The organism is Megasphaera sp. (assembly GCF_047831605.1).
In the GTDB taxonomy this organism is placed as follows: Bacteria; Bacillota; Negativicutes; order Veillonellales; family Megasphaeraceae; genus Megasphaera; species Megasphaera intestinihominis.
On the sequence record NZ_CP181255.1, the window covers coordinates 600,701 to 615,257 of the forward strand.

Here is a 14,557-nt window from a genome sequence, read left to right on the forward strand (position 1 = left end):
GTCTTACACCTCCGTGAAATAAAAAAATAGTCTATATGCAAGCGCTTACGCGTCTTGATAACGTTTCCAGAAATCCTGGCGGAACTGGCGGAACGTGCCGTCGAAGATGGACTGGCGCATATCCCGCATGAACTGCAGCAGGAAGTACAGGTTGTGGATGCTGACCAGGCGGTATGCCAGGAGTTCCTCGGCCTTGAAGAGATGCCGGATATAGGCGCGCGAATAATTGCGGCACGTATAACACTGACAGCCTTCTTCAATGGGATGGAAGTCGTGGGCATACTTGGCGTTGCGCACGGTCAGGCGGCCCGTATGGGTCATGGCCATGCCGTTGCGGGCAACGCGCGTCGGGAAGACGCAGTCAAACATATCGACGCCGCGGGCGACGCCTTCGAGCAGGCAGTCCGGCGTGCCGACGCCCATGAGATAGCGGGCTTTATCCTTCGGCAGGTACGGTGTCGTATGCTCTAATATATCATACATTATATCCTTAGATTCGCCAACACTCAAGCCGCCAATGCCATAGCCGTCGAAATCCATGTCGACCAGGTCCTGGCAGCTCTGCTTGCGCAGGTCCTTGTACATGCCGCCCTGGACGATGCCGAACAGGCCCTGCGTATCGCTGTGATGGTGGTCCAGGCAGCGCGCAGCCCAGCGGCTGGTCCGTTCCGTCGACATCTGGGTGTATTCATAGTCCGACGGGTAAGGGATACATTCGTCGAAGGCCATGGCGATGTCCGAATCGAGGGCCATCTGGATATCCATGGAAACTTCCGGCGACAGGAATTTCTTCGACCCGTCCAGGTGGGACCGGAAGGTGACGCCTTCTTCGGTGATCTTGCGCATCTGGCCCAGGCTGAAGACCTGGAAGCCGCCGCTGTCGGTCAGGATGGCCTGTTTCCAGTTCATGAATTTATGCAGGCCCCCCGCTTCCTGGACCAGGTCGTGGCCGGGCCGCAGGAACAAGTGGTACGTATTGCTGAGAATGACCTGGGCGCCCATATCGTAGAGTTCTTCCGGCGTCAGCGTCTTGACCGTCGCCTGCGTGCCGACAGGCATGAACATGGGCGTCTTGAAGGTGCCGTGCGGCGTGCGCAGTATCCCGGCGCGGGCGCCGTCACATTCGGCCTGCTGTTCGTAGGTAATGACCATATAGCTTTTCCTCCCTTAGTGAATGAACATGGCGTCGCCGAAACTGAAGAAACGGTATTTTTCCTGGACGGCGATTTCATAGGCTTTCAAGATTTTTTCCCGCGTCGACAAGGCGCTGATGAGCATGAGCAGCGTCGATTCGGGAAGATGGAAATTAGTGACCAGGGCATCGACGATGTGGAAGGTGAAGCCCGGATAGATGAAGATATTCGTCCAGCCCGAACCGGCCTGCAGGGTCCCTGTCGTGCCGGCGCTTTCCAGAGTGCGGATGCTCGTCGTGCCGACGGCGATGACCCGGCGGCCTTCGGCCTTGGCCTTGTTGATCTTGGCCGCCGCTTCGGGCGTGATGCTGTAGAATTCACTGTGCATCTGGTGGTCTTCGATGTTTTCTTCTTCGACCGGCCGGAACGTCCCCAGGCCGACGTGGAGAGTGACGAAGACTTCTTCTACGCCTTTATCGCGGATCTTCTGGAGCAGCTCTTCCGTAAAGTGCAGGCCTGCCGTCGGAGCCGCTGCGCTGCCGCGTTCGTTGGCATAGACCGTCTGGTATTCATTGGGGTCTTCCATCTTTTCGTGGATATACGGCGGGAGCGGCATTTCACCGATCTTGTCGATGATGTCGTCGAAATTGCCCTGGTAGGCGAACTTGATGATACGGCCGCCGAAATCGGTCCGGTCTTCGACGGTCCCCGTCAGGCCTTCGGGAAACTCGATGGTCGTCCCCGGCAGGGCCTTCTTGCCCGGTTTGACCAGGACTTCCCAGCGGTCGTCGCCGACAGGCGTCAAGAGCAGGACTTCGACCTTGCCGCCAGTCGGCACCCGTTTGCCGTGGAGCCGGGCCGGGATGACGCGGGAATCGTTGAAGACCAGGACGTCGCCTGGGTGCAGTTCGTCGACGAGGTCGTAGAAATACTTGTGTTCCACGGCGCCGGTCTGACGGTCATAGAGCATGAGGCGGGCGTGGTCCCGCGGTTCGGCCGGATGCTGGGCAATGAGTTCTTTCGGTAAATCGTAGTAAAAATCTGTCAGTTTCAAAATAATCTTCCTCTTTTTAGCTTAATATAATTTTTCAATCTTCGTCCCCGTATAGTAATGGGTCAGGATGTTGCGGTAATAATCCTTTTCACTGGCATGGCTGCGCGCCATCTGATAGGCGCCGTACTGGCTCATGCCCAGGCCGTGGCCCCAGCCGAAACCGTAAATCGTCACGGGCTGGCCGGCTTTGACCTTGAAATCGGCCTTGCGGGCGACAGCTCCGGAATCGGGATCCGGCGCCGTACCGCGGCCGCTGTAAAAATCGAAGAGCGTACTGCGCAGGCCAAAGATGGACTGGAAGGCCGAACCCTTGACGGTGACGCTGCCCTTCGTCCCCTTGACGACCATGGACTGGACCCGGCCGGAAACGCCGCGGTCGGCCGTCGTCATGGGCCGCTTGGCCAGGGGCGACAACTCGATGGCCTGGATGCGGCCGACGCCCTTGCCGGCAGCACTCAGTTTGGCCGCCATCTGTTCCGGCGTCGTCGTCACAGCCCAGCGATAACCCGGCATCTCATCGCTGGCATCGCTGACACCGCGCAGATACGGGATATGGGAGCCCCAGACATTTTCACTGTTTTCCGTCCAACCGCCGGCAGTGGAGCAGAAAAAGGCGTCGATAGGCCGGCCCTGATAAGTGATTATCTCCCCTTTTGTCGCATTGACGGCCTTGATGATCGACGGCGATTCGCCATTGATGCCGGCATAGACCTGGCTCGACGTATCGTCGGTAAGGTCGAAGCCGCGCTGGCTGAAGCGGCTCTTATGGGCAATGGCATAGGTCCGGGCGGCGACGGCCTGGGCCTTCAGGGCCTCTTCGCTCCACGACGGCGACATTTCCTTGCCGACGACGCCGTAGAGATACTGTTCCACCGGCAGGACGTTGACGACGGTCAGGCCCCAGCGGCCGGGAGATTTCATCATTTCCAGGGCGCCGCGGTAGGCGTAGCCGTCAGTGATCTTGACGGAGCCGCCGTGGACCAGGGACCGGACCTGGACCGGTACGGTACTGATGTCGCCGTTGACGGTCAGGTTCGTCCCCGACAGGGCAATGGTGACGGGCACGTTGGCCGCCGCTTTCTTCCAGAGCATGTCGCCGCGATAGACGCCCAGACCCTGCGGCCCGGTGACGGCCACACTGCCCCGGCCTTCGCGGATGCCGATGCGCAGGGTAGCGCTATCGTGGACGGCTTGTTTATGTGTATATCCAGCCGGCGCCTTGGCCGTCTGCCGCACCGCTTTGACGGGCTGGCGGGGATGGCTTTTGGCCTTGGCCTTGGTCGGCGACGCAAAGACACTCGTCGTCACCAGGGCACAGAGGGCCGTGCATAAGGCCAGGCGGGCTATCTTTTTTTTATACATAAAAATCCTCCTCACAGGCGAAAGAAGAGATTGAGGACAATCGTAAGGACTGCACTGATGATGAGGCAGGTCACGATGGGAAAATGGAAGGACGTGTTACCTTTGGTAAAGGAAATATCGCCAGGCAGATGGCCCAGGAAATTCCCCAGTCCCAGGGAATCACCGGCCATCCATAAAAGGCCGGCGACGATGAAAAAGAGACCCGTAAGGATGAGTAATTTCGCCATAATCGTCCCTCCTATCCTTCTGATGGCGCAGGCAGGCCCAGATGGCGGTAAGCGGCGTCGGTGACGACGCGGCCCCGGGGCGTGCGGTTCAAAAAGCCCTGCTGCATCAGGAACGGTTCGTACACGTCTTCGACGGCATCGACGGATTCACTGATGGCGGCGGCAATGGTGTCGAGGCCGACGGGACCGCCGCCGAATTTATCGATGATGACCTGCAGGACCCGGCGGTCCGTCCGGTCGAGGCCGCACGAATCGACTTCCAGCCGGTTCAGGGCATCGTTGGCCAGGGACGCCGTAATCGTCGCGGCTTCGGCGACCTGGGCGAAGTCGCGGACGCGCTTCAGGAGGCGGTTGGCAATACGTGGTGTCCCCCGCGAGCGGCGGGCGATTTCCAAGGCGCCGTCGTCATCGATGGCCATGTCGAGGATATCTGCCGTCCGCTTGATGATGAGGACCAGGTCCTCCGGTTTATAGAATTCCAGGCGGCAGATGACGCCGAAGCGGTCGCGCAGAGGCGGTGCCAGGCGGCCGACCTGGGTCGTCGCCCCGACCAGGGTGAACGGCGGCAGGTCGATGCGCACCGACCGGGCACTGGGGCCCTTGCCGATGACGATATCCAGAGCATAGTCTTCCATGGCCGCATAGAGGACTTCTTCGACACTGTGCGACAGGCGGTGGATTTCGTCGATGAACAACAGGTCCCGTTCCTGAAGATTCGTCAGGAGGGCGGCCAGGTCGCCAGGCCGTTCGATGGCCGGCCCCGACGTGATGCGCAGGTTGACGCCCAGTTCGTTGGCGATGATGCCGGCCATGGTCGTCTTGCCCAGGCCCGGCGGGCCGTACAAGAGGACGTGGTCCAGGGCTTCCTTGCGCAGTTTGGCCGCCTTGATGAAAACTTCCAGATTGTCTTTGACCTTATCCTGACCAATATATTCGCGTAAATAATGAGGACGCAGGCTATACTGCCAGGAATCGCCCGGCAGGTCTGTCGTCTCGATGATGCGATTTTCTTCCATGGCTTACCTCCCACTCCCCAAGGCCTTCAGCGTCTCTTTCAGCAGTTGTTCCACTGTCGTACAGCCGGCCAGGTGCGATTCGGCGACGGGCAGGACTTCCTGTTCGCTGTAGCCGAGACTGGTCAGGGCTGCCAGCGTTTCTGCCAGGATGCCCGACAGGCCCGGCGCGGCCGAACCGCCCAGGTCCGCAGCCCCGGCGTCTTCACTGGCGACGGGACCGATTTTATCCTGCAATTCCAGGACGATGCGTTCAGCCGTTTTCTTGCCGATACCGGGCATCTTGGTCAGGCCCTTGATGTCCTTCTGATGGACGGCCAGGCGGAAACTGTCGGCCGTGCCGGCGCTGAGGATGCCCAGGGCCACTTTGGGTCCGACGCCGTTGACGCCGATGAGGAGCATGAACAAATCGTATTCATCCTGCGTGGCAAAGCCATACAAGACGATGGCGTCTTCGCGGACGCTCATATAAGTATAGAGCATGGCTTCCTGGCCGACACAGAGCGTGTCCAGCGTCGAAGCCGGTGCATAGGTCCGGTAGCCGACGCCGTGGACGTCGATGAAACAGGAATTGACGAAGATGTGGCTGATCACGCCTTTCAGATAACCGATCATAACTGCACCTCCCTTTTCAGACTCATAGAATGACTGGAATAAATCGCGTAAATGGCCATGGCCAGGCCGTCGGCCGCATCGTCGGGCTTGATTTTCTGGCGGATGCCGAGAAGGCGCATGGTCATGTCGATGACCTGTTCCTTCGTCGCCCGGCCGTAGCCGGTGACACCCTGCTTGACCTGGAGCGGTGAAAATTCCAGGATAGGGATGCCCGCCTGCTGGGCCGTCAGGAGGATGATGCCCCGCGCCTGGCCGACGGTAATGGCCGTCGTGACGTTGCGGTTAAAAAAGAGCTGCTCGACGCCGATGACGTCGGGCTTATATTTCCGATAGAGTTCATTGAGGCCGTCAAAGAGCATGACCAGCCGTTCGGCATCGGTATGGTCCGGCGTCGTCTGGATGGTCCCATAAGTCACCGGTTTCAGACGGCTGCCGTCGGCGTCGATGACACCAAAACCGCAGATAGCCGTCCCCGGATCGATTCCCATTGCCCGCATCTTCACTGCCTCCCTTGTCTTCCATACATACCATAAAATAGAAATAAATAGACTAACGTTCATTATATCATGAAAGAGGCCGTTGCACAAAGATTTTCCCTTGGGCTTCGACCTCTTTTGACTCAATTTTTACACTAAGACGACCTGTTTCCCGTAAAAGGCGATACCGTATTTCAGGACTTTCGTAATGCCCCGGTCCTTGAAATCGGTTTCATAGCCCTTTTCATCAATCTGACGGCGGGTTTTCCATGGTCGTCATCAGATACGACGTCGTCCGTCCAGGGCTCAGGCGGCTCGCCGGTGGGATACGATTTTCAAATACCCTGCCAGCACGAGAATCGTATTGAACCTCTCCCGCTTATAGAAGCGGGAGATTCTTGAGAAGACTGCTGTTTAAGTTCCCTCCTGAAATCAGGATAGCCTTATTCTCAAAGGGCTGTCCAAAAGCCCCTTACACAGTCCCTCGAAATCGAAGTTCTGCTTACTTTTACGGAGTATGTTGGCGGCGCCGTTGATGTCGGCATTAGCCGTCCTGCCGTTGGCGAAACGGTACAGGCCGCGCTGGACTCGTTTCCCGCTGAACGTTCCTGTATAGGGGGCATCCGGCTGGTATACGGGAATGTCGTCCAAATCCAGGCAGCTGGCCTGAGAGGTATACGATTCTTCCTGTTCCAGATAGGTTATCCCATAGCGTTCACACAGCTGTTTCAAGGTACTACGCAGATAGCTCAGGCTGATTTGGGTGAAATGTTGATTCGTCACTTTGCCCAGTTTTAGTCCTCGTTTGAAATCTCGATTATAACCGCAAACAAGGGTCCCTATCTGATGGTCAATGCAGAAATTAACAATGTAACGGGCTGTCTTGCGGAGGATGTCCTGCATCCGGAAATGGCGTTTCTTCGCTAACTGACAGAGCTAGAAACTGTGATAAACAAAAAAAATGCCGATAGTTATTACAACTATCGACATCTTTCGTCTACATCTCTTCGCTATATAGTTATGACTTCACAATGCAAAAAGTCTGGAATGTTTTCCAGTGTTTAACCAATAATATCATGAATTGGGATTTCATTCCAAAGTTAAGTTCAGTTTTCTTCCTTCTCTTCATCCTCATCGACAATGACGCTGAGGATGTTGGCTTTGGTATCGATGATGCGGCTCAGGGAGCGGTCGTATTTCCGGACGGCCAGAGCCGAGACGATGAGTCCGGCGATGCCGCCGACGACGGCACCGGCAGTATGGCCTATGATGAGATAGCCTAAAAGGGCCGTGATGAGCAGCATGGCGACGGGCAGGATGAAGCAGACAAAGGCACCGGAAATGAGGTGCGAGTCATCGACTTCATAGCGGACGTGGTCGCCTTCGGCAGCGCCGATGGAATTATAGGCCAGAAGCTTGACGTGATCCGCTGCGGCGCAGACACTGCAGGCCACATAAAGCGAATCGCGGCTGACCCGTACTTTCGCCAAGCCATTATCCTTGATTTCTTCGACAAAACCTTCACCAAAACGCATATCTTATGCCCCCTTCCGAATTAGTAATCAATAATAATTATTTGTTAATTTGATTATATCATAATATACGTTATTAATCAAGTGTAGGCTGATTGCATCTCATCACTTGAGGAGTTAGCAGTTAGTGGTTCGTAGCTAGGGGCTAGGGGCTAGGGGTTAGGGGCTAGGGGCTAGGGGTTAGGAGTTAGGGGTTAGAGGCTAGCGGCTAGCGGCTGGAGGCTAGTAGCTGGCGGCTGGTAGCTGGCGGCTGGTGGCTAACGGCTACCGCTCACTCAGCAGGCCCCGGACGATGTGCTTGCGGCAGGACTGGTAGACGAAGGTCAGGACAATGGCCGTGACCAGCCAGCTGGCCGGGTAGGCCGCCATGAGGACCAGGAAGTCGCGGTGAGCGGCAAATACGGTGTACAGCCAGGTGATGCGGACGCCGCAGATACCGACCAGGACGACGACAGCCGGCGGCAGGGAATATCCATAGCCGCGCAGGGATCCGGAGACGATGTCGATGATGCCATTGAGGTAGAACGTCCCGGCTACGTAAAAGAGGCGCTTCGTCCCCAAGACGACGACGTTCGGGTCGCCGTTGAACAGGCGGATGAGTTCCGGCGAAAAGAAGAGGACCGGCACGGTGACGACCAGGAGGAACGCCGCTTCGACGCCAAAGGCGATTTTGGTGATGCGGAAGCAGCGGCGCAGGTTGCGGGCGCCGTAGTTCTGGCCGACGAAGGTCGTCGTCGCCTGGCTGAAGCCGTTGACGAAACAGTAGATATTGCCTTCGATGATGAAGGCCGCAGCCGACGCTGCCATGGCTTCCGTCCCCAGGCTGTTCAGGGCCGACTGGATGAGGACGTTGGACAAGGCAAAGACCATGCCCTGGATGCCGGCAGGCAGGCCGATGCGGATGATGTGATGCAGTTCTTCCCGGGAAAAGCGCATGTGATGGCGTTCCAGGCGGATGCGGTCCGTCGTCCGGCACAGCAGGACCAGGAGGATGAGCGAATTGACGGCAAAGGCGATGACCGTCGCCCAGACGACGCCGGCCAGGCCGAAATCAAAGACCAGGACCGACAGCAGGTCGAGGACGATATTGACGATATTGGCTGCGACCAGGCTGTACAGCGGCGTCTTGCCATCGCCGCAGCTGCGGAAGATGGCCGCCTCGAAGTTATACAGCGACAAAAAAGGCAGGCCCAGCAGGAAGATGCGCAGATACTGTTCGGCCATATCGTAGACGTCTGGCGGCACTTCCAGGACCCAGAAGGCCGGATAGACGATGAGTTCGCCGATGACGGCCAGCAAGGCCCCCAGTCCAAAAGACATCAAAATAGCCGTCTGGACCGTCCGTTCCACTTTATCGTCGCGGCGGGCACCGAGATACTGGGCAATGGTGACATTAGCCCCCAGGGAAATCCCCATGAGCAGCATGACCAGGATGCCGATGACAGGCATATTGTTGCCGACAGCAGCCATGGCGCTCTTGCCGACAAAACGTCCCAAAATAAAGACGTCGGCACTGTTGAAGAGCTGTTCAAATAAGCCCATGAGGCCGATCGGCATGGCAAAAAAGAACAACTTGTCGGCAATAGAGCCGTGCAGCATATCCATGCCGCGGCGGCCCTTATTTTGTGTATTTTCCATAATTATGATTACCTCTCGTTCTCGTGAAGGATGCTTTCTTCCCTTAGTATAGCATAAAAGAGCTTGCCGCACATGCGATAAGCCCTTTTAAGTGGTTAGTGGCTAGTGGTTAGTGGTTAGCGGATGGCTAAAAATTTGAAATCATCTTCTACAAACTCCGTACTACAAACTATATATGTCAATCGTGGCGGATGAGGAGCTGGATGTTTTCTTTTTTATAGGTCGTATAGATGCTTTTGATGAACTGGTGCTTGAGGACGGCTTCGTCGACGATGTTGCGGATACGCAGGACGACTTTGAAGGAAATGCCGTATTCCCCCATCTGGTCATAGCGGACGAGGGGCTCGAAGCCGGTGACGCCGTATTCACTGTGGTCGAGGATGTGCCGGGCCACGCCGAGGGTGACGTCTTCGACACGCTGCAGGTCATTGTCATAGGTAATGGTCAAGGGAATGGAAATGGTACATTCTGCCAAAGGCTGTTCGTCGTTGGTCAGCGTCGCCGTGGCAATGCTCTTGTTGGGGACGATGACCATATTCCCCGTCGCCGTGCGAATCGTCGTATTACGCCAGTTCATATCGACGACGCGGCCGGCTTCGCCGCTGGACAGGCGGATGTAATCGCCCATGTGGACCTGTTTCGATACCAGCGTCGTAATGCCGGAAAAGAGGTTGGCCAGTGTATCCTGCAAGGCCAGGGCCGATGCCAGGCCGCCGGCGCCGAGAGCTGTCAGGAGCGGCGAAATGGAAATGCCATAGGAACTGAGGATGAAAAGGATGCCCATCAGAGTCGGCATGAAACGGAAGATATTGCGCCAGCTGTCGCGCGGGATTTTCGTCACGCGGCTCAGCACTTCGATGACGATCCGGAAGACGCCGTGCAGGATGACAATGCCAATGAAGATGAATAAAAAAAAGCTAGGAAATGAACGTGCGGCCCGCCATATTCCATTTCATAGGAAAAAGTATTCACAATGGATTCCATAAAAAAAGCCTCCTCCGAAGCAATAAATCTAAAATAATAATGATTTATTATACTCCGGAGAAGGTACTACCACCATATGGCAACGGTTACAGTTTCATGTCATTTTGGGCATGAAACCTTTGTTGTAAGGCCCTTTCAAAAGTCGTATACTAAAGAAAACCCATACCCTAGGAGGAAACCCATGGAAATACGGACACTGCAATACTTCCTGGCCGTCGCCAGGGAACAGAATATGACCGGTGCAGCCAATATGCTGCATATCACACAGCCGACGTTGTCCCGGCAGATGGCCGATCTGGAAAAGGAATTGGGCAAGCAGCTTTTCATCCGGACCAACCGCAGTACACTGCTCACGGAAGAAGGCATCCGCCTGCGCCAGCGGGCCGAGGAAATCGTGTCCCTCGTCCAGCAGACGAAAGCTGAAATCAGCGACGACCAGCCGGAACTGACGGGCTGTATCCGCATCGGTGCCGGCGAAACACCAGTCATGCACTTCCTAACCGACACCTTTGCCAAACTGCAGCGGAAACATCCGGGCATTACGTGTGAACTCTTTACGGGTAACGCCGATACGGTCGAAGAGAAACTCTCCCGCGGCCTCATCGACTTCGCCCTCTTCATCGAGCCTTTCAATCCGGAAAAATACGAATTCCTGCGTCTGCCTGAAAGCAACCGGGTCGGCATCATCACCCGCAGCGATACGCCCTGGGCCCGGCTGCCAGCCATCACGGCCGACACTCTGAGCCAGATTCCCCTGCTCGTCTCGTCACGGACTGCTACGGCAACCTTCGATATCCGTCAGTGGTCGCAAGGAAGCGTAACGGCCGAAGACTTGAAGGTCGTCGGAAAATTCGACCTCATCGCCAATGCGGCCCAGCTCATCCGGACGGGCATTACCAGTGCCCTCGGCATCGACGAGCTCTTCCAGCTCCATACGCCGGACCTGGCCTTCGTCCCCCTGAAACCAGCCGTCACCTTCTCGTGTCTCGTGGCCTGGAAAAAATACCAACTCCTGTCACCGGCGTGCGAAGCCTTTTTGAAGGGCCTGAAAGAAGAAATCCATTGGCAAGGAAAGGACTGATTCGGATGTTAGATTTACGGGTACTCAATTATTTCCTCACCGTCGCCCGCGAAGAAAGTATCACCCATGCTGCCGAGGCACTGCACCTATCCCAGCCGACGCTGTCGCGGCAGCTGCGCGACATGGAAGAGATGCTGGGAAAAGAACTGATGATTCGCGGCCCCCGGCGCATTACGCTCACCGAAGAAGGCTTATTCCTGAAAAAGCGGGCTGAAGAAATCCTCTCCCTGGCCAGTCATACGGAAGAGGAACTGCGCAGCGACGACACCGAACTGAACGGGACCATCCGCATCGGCTCGGCCGAATCGGACAGCGTCCGCTTCCTCATGCACGCCGCCCATGACATCCAGGCCAGGTATCCCCACCTGCATTTCCATATCACCAGCGGCGATGGTCAGCAGATGATGGAACTCCTCGACAAGAGCCTCATCGACATGGCTGTCGTCTATGGCCACGTCGATATGGATAAATACGAAGTCCTCCCCTGCCCAACTGTCGACCGCTGGGGCCTCCTCCTGCGCCGCGATAACCCGCTCTCGCAAAAAGAAAAAATCACCCCGCAGGACCTGTGGGATGAAAAACTCATCGTATCCAATCAGGTCCTGCAGGATGACAATCAGGCAGACAGGCTGCGAGTCTGGCTGAAAAAGCCCTTCGCTGACCTGCATATCAGCGCCACGTACAACCTGGCCTATAATGCGTCCCTCATGGTCCGCGAAGGGCTGGGGTCCTGCATCATGCTGGAAAAGATCATCCGTGTCCCGGAAGACGATGATACCCTCTGTTTCCGCCTCCTGGACCCGCCCCTTTCGGACAGGCTGCTCATCGCCTGGAAGCGTTTTCAGCTGTTCTCCAAAGGGACGCAGCAATTCATCCAGCTTTTAAAGCAGGAAAAGGATGCGCTGGAACCTATAGATTGAGGCTCTGGACCCACTGCTGGACCGTACTTTCCGACACATTGGACGGGAAGCGTTTACCTTCCAGCCAGTTGCCCGTACCAGCCATCTGCTGCAGCTGTCTGCCGCTGTCGCCGAGGCCGGAGCTGGCCGACGTGGCAAAGGGGATGACCGTCTTGCCACTGAAGTCATTGTGTTTGACGAAAGTATCTACCGGCCAGGCAGCGATCCCCCACCAGATAGGATATCCGATAAAGACCGTATCGTAGCCTTCCCAGTTGTCTGCCTTATCCTTGACCAGAGGGATGTCACGCAGGCTGGCATCGTCGCGTTCGCGCGAAGTCCGGCTGTCTTTATTGTTGTAATCCATGTCGGCTTCGGTATATTCCTGGACCGGCTTCAATTCCATGACGTCGCCGTTGGTCGCTTTGGCAATGTAGTTGGCTACATTCTTGGTATGGCCGCCGGCCGAAAAGTAAACGACCAGCGTTTTGCCATTGCCCTTGACCGGGGCCTGGGCCGCCGTATCCGTCTTTTTTGAGGCGCTGGAAGACGCATCGGCGCCGTTCGTATTGCCACAGGCAGCCAGGCCCAGGACCATGAGGCTGCTCAGGGCAAGCATTAAAACTTTCTTCATCATCTGATTTTTACCTCCTGATTATTTCAAATAGAGACATTTACTCCCCGTACACTTCCTTGGCATAACCGAAGGCCGCCCAGGCCTTGGGCCAGCCGCTGTAAAAGGGGAGAAATCCGATTCCCGCCAGGACCATGAGCCCGGCCGCTAAGAAGTGCTTACGGAAGGGCATCATAATCGGCCTCCGCTACGGCTTCACACCATTCCGTACTCGTATCAGTCCCGTCGACTTCAATGGCCAGATGCTGGAAGGCACTGTCCTTGGCAGCACCGTGCCAATGCTTGACGTTGGCCGGGATGTGGACGACATCACCGGCGAGGAGGGCCTGGGCCGGTTTCCCCCATTCCTGATACCAGCCACGGCCGGCCGTGACTAACAGCATCTGACCGCCGCCCTGGCTGGCATGGTGGATGTGCCAATGATTGCGGCAGGCCGGTTCAAAAGTGACATTGCCGACGACGACCTGTTTTAGGGACAACATGTTCAAATAACTGGTGCCATCAAAATACTGGGCATAGTCGACGTTTTCTCCGCCCATGGCAAAGGGGCTCGTCTGCTTGATTTCTTCTAAAGTCATTTTCTTTCGTCTCCTCTTTTTCGTAACACATATAAGAAATAATCCAGCCGGTCCAGCTGAAGCTGTTTGTCATGAATAGCATCGAGCAAGTACCGGCGATGGCGCTGCAGGCACGACAACTGCTCTTCCTCGGGCAGGGCCTCATACTGTTCGATAAAAGCCGCCGAACAACCGGCATCGATCAAATTCTGCCAAACCTTCCCTTCCATCATCGACCTCCTCTCTCCTTGCTTACTACGCCTTTATCTTAACAGACGGCCAGGGGAATGTAAAACGCTTATATTTCATGTCTGGATATGTGTTTTTCGTATGGCAATGTAGGGGCCGTCCCAAAGGGCGGCCCGCGTGGCTCGTGGCTTGTGGCTCGTGGCTAGGGGCTAGTGGCTCCTCCACGAAGGTTTATGCCATCATGCGAGATTCCTTTGGCTCTATAGTTTGTAGTACGGAGTTTGTAGTTTGTAGATGATGGCTTTAAATTAAAAAACATTCACTAAAAACTGCAAACTTAGTACTCAAAAAAGAGCTATCGCCTAAGCGATATCTCTTTTTTATGTACAACTCTTATTCAGCTGTTGTGTTGTTGACAACCTGTTTGCCTTTATAGTAGCCGCAAGTCGGGCATACATGATGAGGCATCATTGCTTCGTGGCACTGCGGGCATTCTACGTAGCCCGGTGCGGTCAATTTCCAGTTTGCGCGACGCATCTTCTGACGAGTCTGGGATAATCTGTTCTTCGGTACTGCCATGTTCTGCACCTCCTTAAATCACATGGTACGTTATTTCTAGCGCTTTTCTTTGGATCGCAACAATTGAGCCAGGCCTTCGAGTCTTGGGTCAATCTTGTCGGTAGGACAACTACAGGGTCCGTCGTTCAGGTTTGCACCGCACTGCGGACAGAGTCCTTTGCAGTCTGGCCGGCACAAAACCCTCATTGGCTCGCTGAGGATCAACGTTTCTCTAATTGTCTCCGTCAAATCGATGTACTCCCCATTATAGGGCAATACGTCCTCGGGAAGCTCTGCTTCCGTACCATAGACTTCAGACAGTGTTTCCTTCCGATCCACCGATACCGGTGACAGGCAGCGGCTGCAGGTGTATTTGCCAGAGGTCTGTATGGTTCCCTGTACCACCATGTGGTTACCATCGAACCAATAAGCCCCATCCACAACTACTGTGGCGTCCTTCCAAGGAAGGTCCTCCACTTCACCTAGCTCGGCAGCCGGACATTCAAAAGAAAAGGGGAAAGACTTCCCGGCTTCTTTTAGTGCTTCTTCGACTTGTAGTTTCATATTTCTACCTCGACTATACTATTATATCTATCTACTTGGGC

Annotated in this window: 19 protein-coding genes; 2 read left to right on the forward strand and 17 right to left on the reverse strand. The window is 55.8% G+C overall.

Going from position 1 to position 14,557, the window contains the following annotated elements:
• Positions 1–45: 45 nt before the first annotated feature.
• The 11 genes from tgt to ACFWUB_RS03025 all read right to left on the reverse strand — a co-directional run bounded on the left by tgt (position 46) and on the right by ACFWUB_RS03025 (position 9,891).
• A complete protein-coding gene (tgt, locus tag ACFWUB_RS02975) occupies positions 46–1,152 on the reverse strand; it encodes a tRNA guanosine(34) transglycosylase Tgt (protein ID WP_020311116.1) in 1,107 nt (368 codons plus the stop codon).
• A gap of 15 nt (positions 1,153–1,167) precedes the next feature.
• Positions 1,168–2,187, reverse strand: coding sequence for a tRNA preQ1(34) S-adenosylmethionine ribosyltransferase-isomerase QueA (queA, locus tag ACFWUB_RS02980; protein WP_020311115.1), 1,020 nt, complete (start codon positions 2,185–2,187; stop codon positions 1,168–1,170).
• Positions 2,188–2,208: 21 nt separating this feature from the next.
• A complete protein-coding gene (locus ACFWUB_RS02985) occupies positions 2,209–3,549 on the reverse strand; it encodes a SpoIID/LytB domain-containing protein (protein ID WP_301877465.1) in 1,341 nt (446 codons plus the stop codon).
• Positions 3,550–3,560: 11 nt separating this feature from the next.
• Positions 3,561–3,776 carry a DUF2905 domain-containing protein gene (locus ACFWUB_RS02990; RefSeq protein ID WP_020311113.1) on the reverse strand — a complete coding sequence of 72 codons (216 nt, stop codon included), beginning with the start codon at positions 3,774–3,776 and terminating at the stop codon, positions 3,561–3,563.
• Between the two features lie 11 nt (positions 3,777–3,787).
• Positions 3,788–4,792, reverse strand: coding sequence for a Holliday junction branch migration DNA helicase RuvB (gene ruvB / locus ACFWUB_RS02995; protein WP_020311112.1), 1,005 nt, complete (start codon positions 4,790–4,792; stop codon positions 3,788–3,790).
• 3 nt (positions 4,793–4,795) lie between these two features.
• Complete coding sequence (ruvA, locus tag ACFWUB_RS03000) at positions 4,796–5,404, reverse strand: Holliday junction branch migration protein RuvA (protein ID WP_020311111.1); 609 nt, start codon at positions 5,402–5,404, stop codon at positions 4,796–4,798.
• Positions 5,401–5,901 (reverse strand): crossover junction endodeoxyribonuclease RuvC, encoded by a 501-nt coding sequence (gene ruvC / locus ACFWUB_RS03005; protein WP_020311110.1) that lies wholly within the window; start codon positions 5,899–5,901, stop codon positions 5,401–5,403. Before ruvC ends, ruvA begins: the two co-directional genes overlap by 4 nt.
• 411 nt (positions 5,902–6,312) lie before the next feature.
• Complete coding sequence (locus ACFWUB_RS03010) at positions 6,313–6,783, reverse strand: transposase (RefSeq protein WP_292299183.1); 471 nt, start codon at positions 6,781–6,783, stop codon at positions 6,313–6,315.
• Between the two features lie 203 nt (positions 6,784–6,986).
• Positions 6,987–7,415 (reverse strand): SoxR reducing system RseC family protein, encoded by a 429-nt coding sequence (locus tag ACFWUB_RS03015; protein ID WP_020311281.1) that lies wholly within the window; start codon positions 7,413–7,415, stop codon positions 6,987–6,989.
• A 261-nt stretch (positions 7,416–7,676) separates the two neighbouring features.
• On the reverse strand, positions 7,677–9,050 hold the full coding sequence (locus tag ACFWUB_RS03020) for an MATE family efflux transporter (RefSeq protein ID WP_416184203.1): 1,374 nt from the start codon (positions 9,048–9,050) through the stop codon (positions 7,677–7,679).
• A gap of 178 nt (positions 9,051–9,228) precedes the next feature.
• The gene (locus ACFWUB_RS03025; protein ID WP_292299187.1) at positions 9,229–9,891 is read right to left on the reverse strand and encodes a mechanosensitive ion channel family protein; all 663 of its coding nucleotides are present in this window, start codon (positions 9,889–9,891) and stop codon (positions 9,229–9,231) included.
• 324 nt (positions 9,892–10,215) lie between these two features.
• Between ACFWUB_RS03025 and ACFWUB_RS03030 the strand changes: the two genes are divergently transcribed.
• Together ACFWUB_RS03030 and ACFWUB_RS03035 are read left to right on the forward strand one after the other, a co-directional pair.
• Positions 10,216–11,115 carry a LysR family transcriptional regulator gene (locus ACFWUB_RS03030; RefSeq protein ID WP_292105995.1) on the forward strand — a complete coding sequence of 300 codons (900 nt, stop codon included), beginning with the start codon at positions 10,216–10,218 and terminating at the stop codon, positions 11,113–11,115.
• Between the two features lie 5 nt (positions 11,116–11,120).
• Positions 11,121–12,035 (forward strand): LysR family transcriptional regulator, encoded by a 915-nt coding sequence (locus ACFWUB_RS03035; RefSeq protein WP_416184204.1) that lies wholly within the window; start codon positions 11,121–11,123, stop codon positions 12,033–12,035.
• Here the strand turns inward: ACFWUB_RS03035 and ACFWUB_RS03040 are convergent.
• From ACFWUB_RS03040 to ACFWUB_RS03065, 6 genes are all read right to left on the reverse strand, one after another.
• Positions 12,025–12,651 (reverse strand): flavodoxin, encoded by a 627-nt coding sequence (locus ACFWUB_RS03040; RefSeq protein WP_416184205.1) that lies wholly within the window; start codon positions 12,649–12,651, stop codon positions 12,025–12,027. The genes ACFWUB_RS03035 and ACFWUB_RS03040 overlap by 11 nt on opposite strands.
• A 37-nt stretch (positions 12,652–12,688) precedes the next feature.
• On the reverse strand, positions 12,689–12,823 hold the full coding sequence (locus tag ACFWUB_RS03045; protein ID WP_239639685.1) for a carboxymuconolactone decarboxylase: 135 nt from the start codon (positions 12,821–12,823) through the stop codon (positions 12,689–12,691).
• Positions 12,807–13,226 (reverse strand): cupin domain-containing protein, encoded by a 420-nt coding sequence (locus ACFWUB_RS03050; RefSeq protein WP_020311274.1) that lies wholly within the window; start codon positions 13,224–13,226, stop codon positions 12,807–12,809. Before ACFWUB_RS03050 ends, ACFWUB_RS03045 begins: the two co-directional genes overlap by 17 nt.
• Positions 13,223–13,438, reverse strand: coding sequence for a hypothetical protein (locus tag ACFWUB_RS03055; protein WP_020311273.1), 216 nt, complete (start codon positions 13,436–13,438; stop codon positions 13,223–13,225). The genes ACFWUB_RS03050 and ACFWUB_RS03055 overlap by 4 nt, the downstream gene beginning before the upstream one ends.
• A gap of 349 nt (positions 13,439–13,787) precedes the next feature.
• A complete protein-coding gene (gene rpmF, locus ACFWUB_RS03060) occupies positions 13,788–13,973 on the reverse strand; it encodes a 50S ribosomal protein L32 (protein WP_014016180.1) in 186 nt (61 codons plus the stop codon).
• A 36-nt stretch (positions 13,974–14,009) separates the two neighbouring features.
• Entirely contained in the window at positions 14,010–14,516 is a 507-nt protein-coding gene (locus ACFWUB_RS03065; protein WP_370856757.1) for a YceD family protein, read from the reverse strand.
• Positions 14,517–14,557 lie beyond the last annotated feature (41 nt).

Bases quoted from the DNA above. Each gene is read 5' to 3' on its own strand.
- ACFWUB_RS03055 (WP_020311273.1), bottom strand. From the start codon at position 13,438: ATGATGGAAGGGAAGGTTTGGCAGAATTTGATCGATGCCGGTTGTTCG.
- ACFWUB_RS03050 (WP_020311274.1), bottom strand. From the start codon at position 13,226: ATGACTTTAGAAGAAATCAAGCAGACGAGCCCCTTTGCCATGGGCGGA.
- ACFWUB_RS03015 (WP_020311281.1), bottom strand. From the start codon at position 7,415: ATGCGTTTTGGTGAAGGTTTTGTCGAAGAAATCAAGGATAATGGCTTG.
- ACFWUB_RS03010 (WP_292299183.1), bottom strand. From the start codon at position 6,783: ATGCAGGACATCCTCCGCAAGACAGCCCGTTACATTGTTAATTTCTGC.
- ruvB (WP_020311112.1), bottom strand. From the start codon at position 4,792: ATGGAAGAAAATCGCATCATCGAGACGACAGACCTGCCGGGCGATTCC.
- ruvA (WP_020311111.1), bottom strand. From the start codon at position 5,404: ATGATCGGTTATCTGAAAGGCGTGATCAGCCACATCTTCGTCAATTCC.
- ACFWUB_RS02990 (WP_020311113.1), bottom strand. From the start codon at position 3,776: ATGGCGAAATTACTCATCCTTACGGGTCTCTTTTTCATCGTCGCCGGC.
- ACFWUB_RS03020 (WP_416184203.1), bottom strand. From the start codon at position 9,050: ATGGAAAATACACAAAATAAGGGCCGCCGCGGCATGGATATGCTGCAC.
- ACFWUB_RS03045 (WP_239639685.1), bottom strand. From the start codon at position 12,823: ATGATGCCCTTCCGTAAGCACTTCTTAGCGGCCGGGCTCATGGTCCTG.
- tgt (WP_020311116.1), bottom strand. From the start codon at position 1,152: ATGGTCATTACCTACGAACAGCAGGCCGAATGTGACGGCGCCCGCGCC.
- rpmF (WP_014016180.1), bottom strand. From the start codon at position 13,973: ATGGCAGTACCGAAGAACAGATTATCCCAGACTCGTCAGAAGATGCGT.
- ACFWUB_RS03040 (WP_416184205.1), bottom strand. From the start codon at position 12,651: ATGATGAAGAAAGTTTTAATGCTTGCCCTGAGCAGCCTCATGGTCCTG.
- ACFWUB_RS03065 (WP_370856757.1), bottom strand. From the start codon at position 14,516: ATGAAACTACAAGTCGAAGAAGCACTAAAAGAAGCCGGGAAGTCTTTC.
- ACFWUB_RS03030 (WP_292105995.1), top strand. From the start codon at position 10,216: ATGGAAATACGGACACTGCAATACTTCCTGGCCGTCGCCAGGGAACAG.
- ruvC (WP_020311110.1), bottom strand. From the start codon at position 5,901: ATGCGGGCAATGGGAATCGATCCGGGGACGGCTATCTGCGGTTTTGGT.
- ACFWUB_RS03035 (WP_416184204.1), top strand. From the start codon at position 11,121: ATGTTAGATTTACGGGTACTCAATTATTTCCTCACCGTCGCCCGCGAA.
- ACFWUB_RS02985 (WP_301877465.1), bottom strand. From the start codon at position 3,549: ATGTATAAAAAAAAGATAGCCCGCCTGGCCTTATGCACGGCCCTCTGT.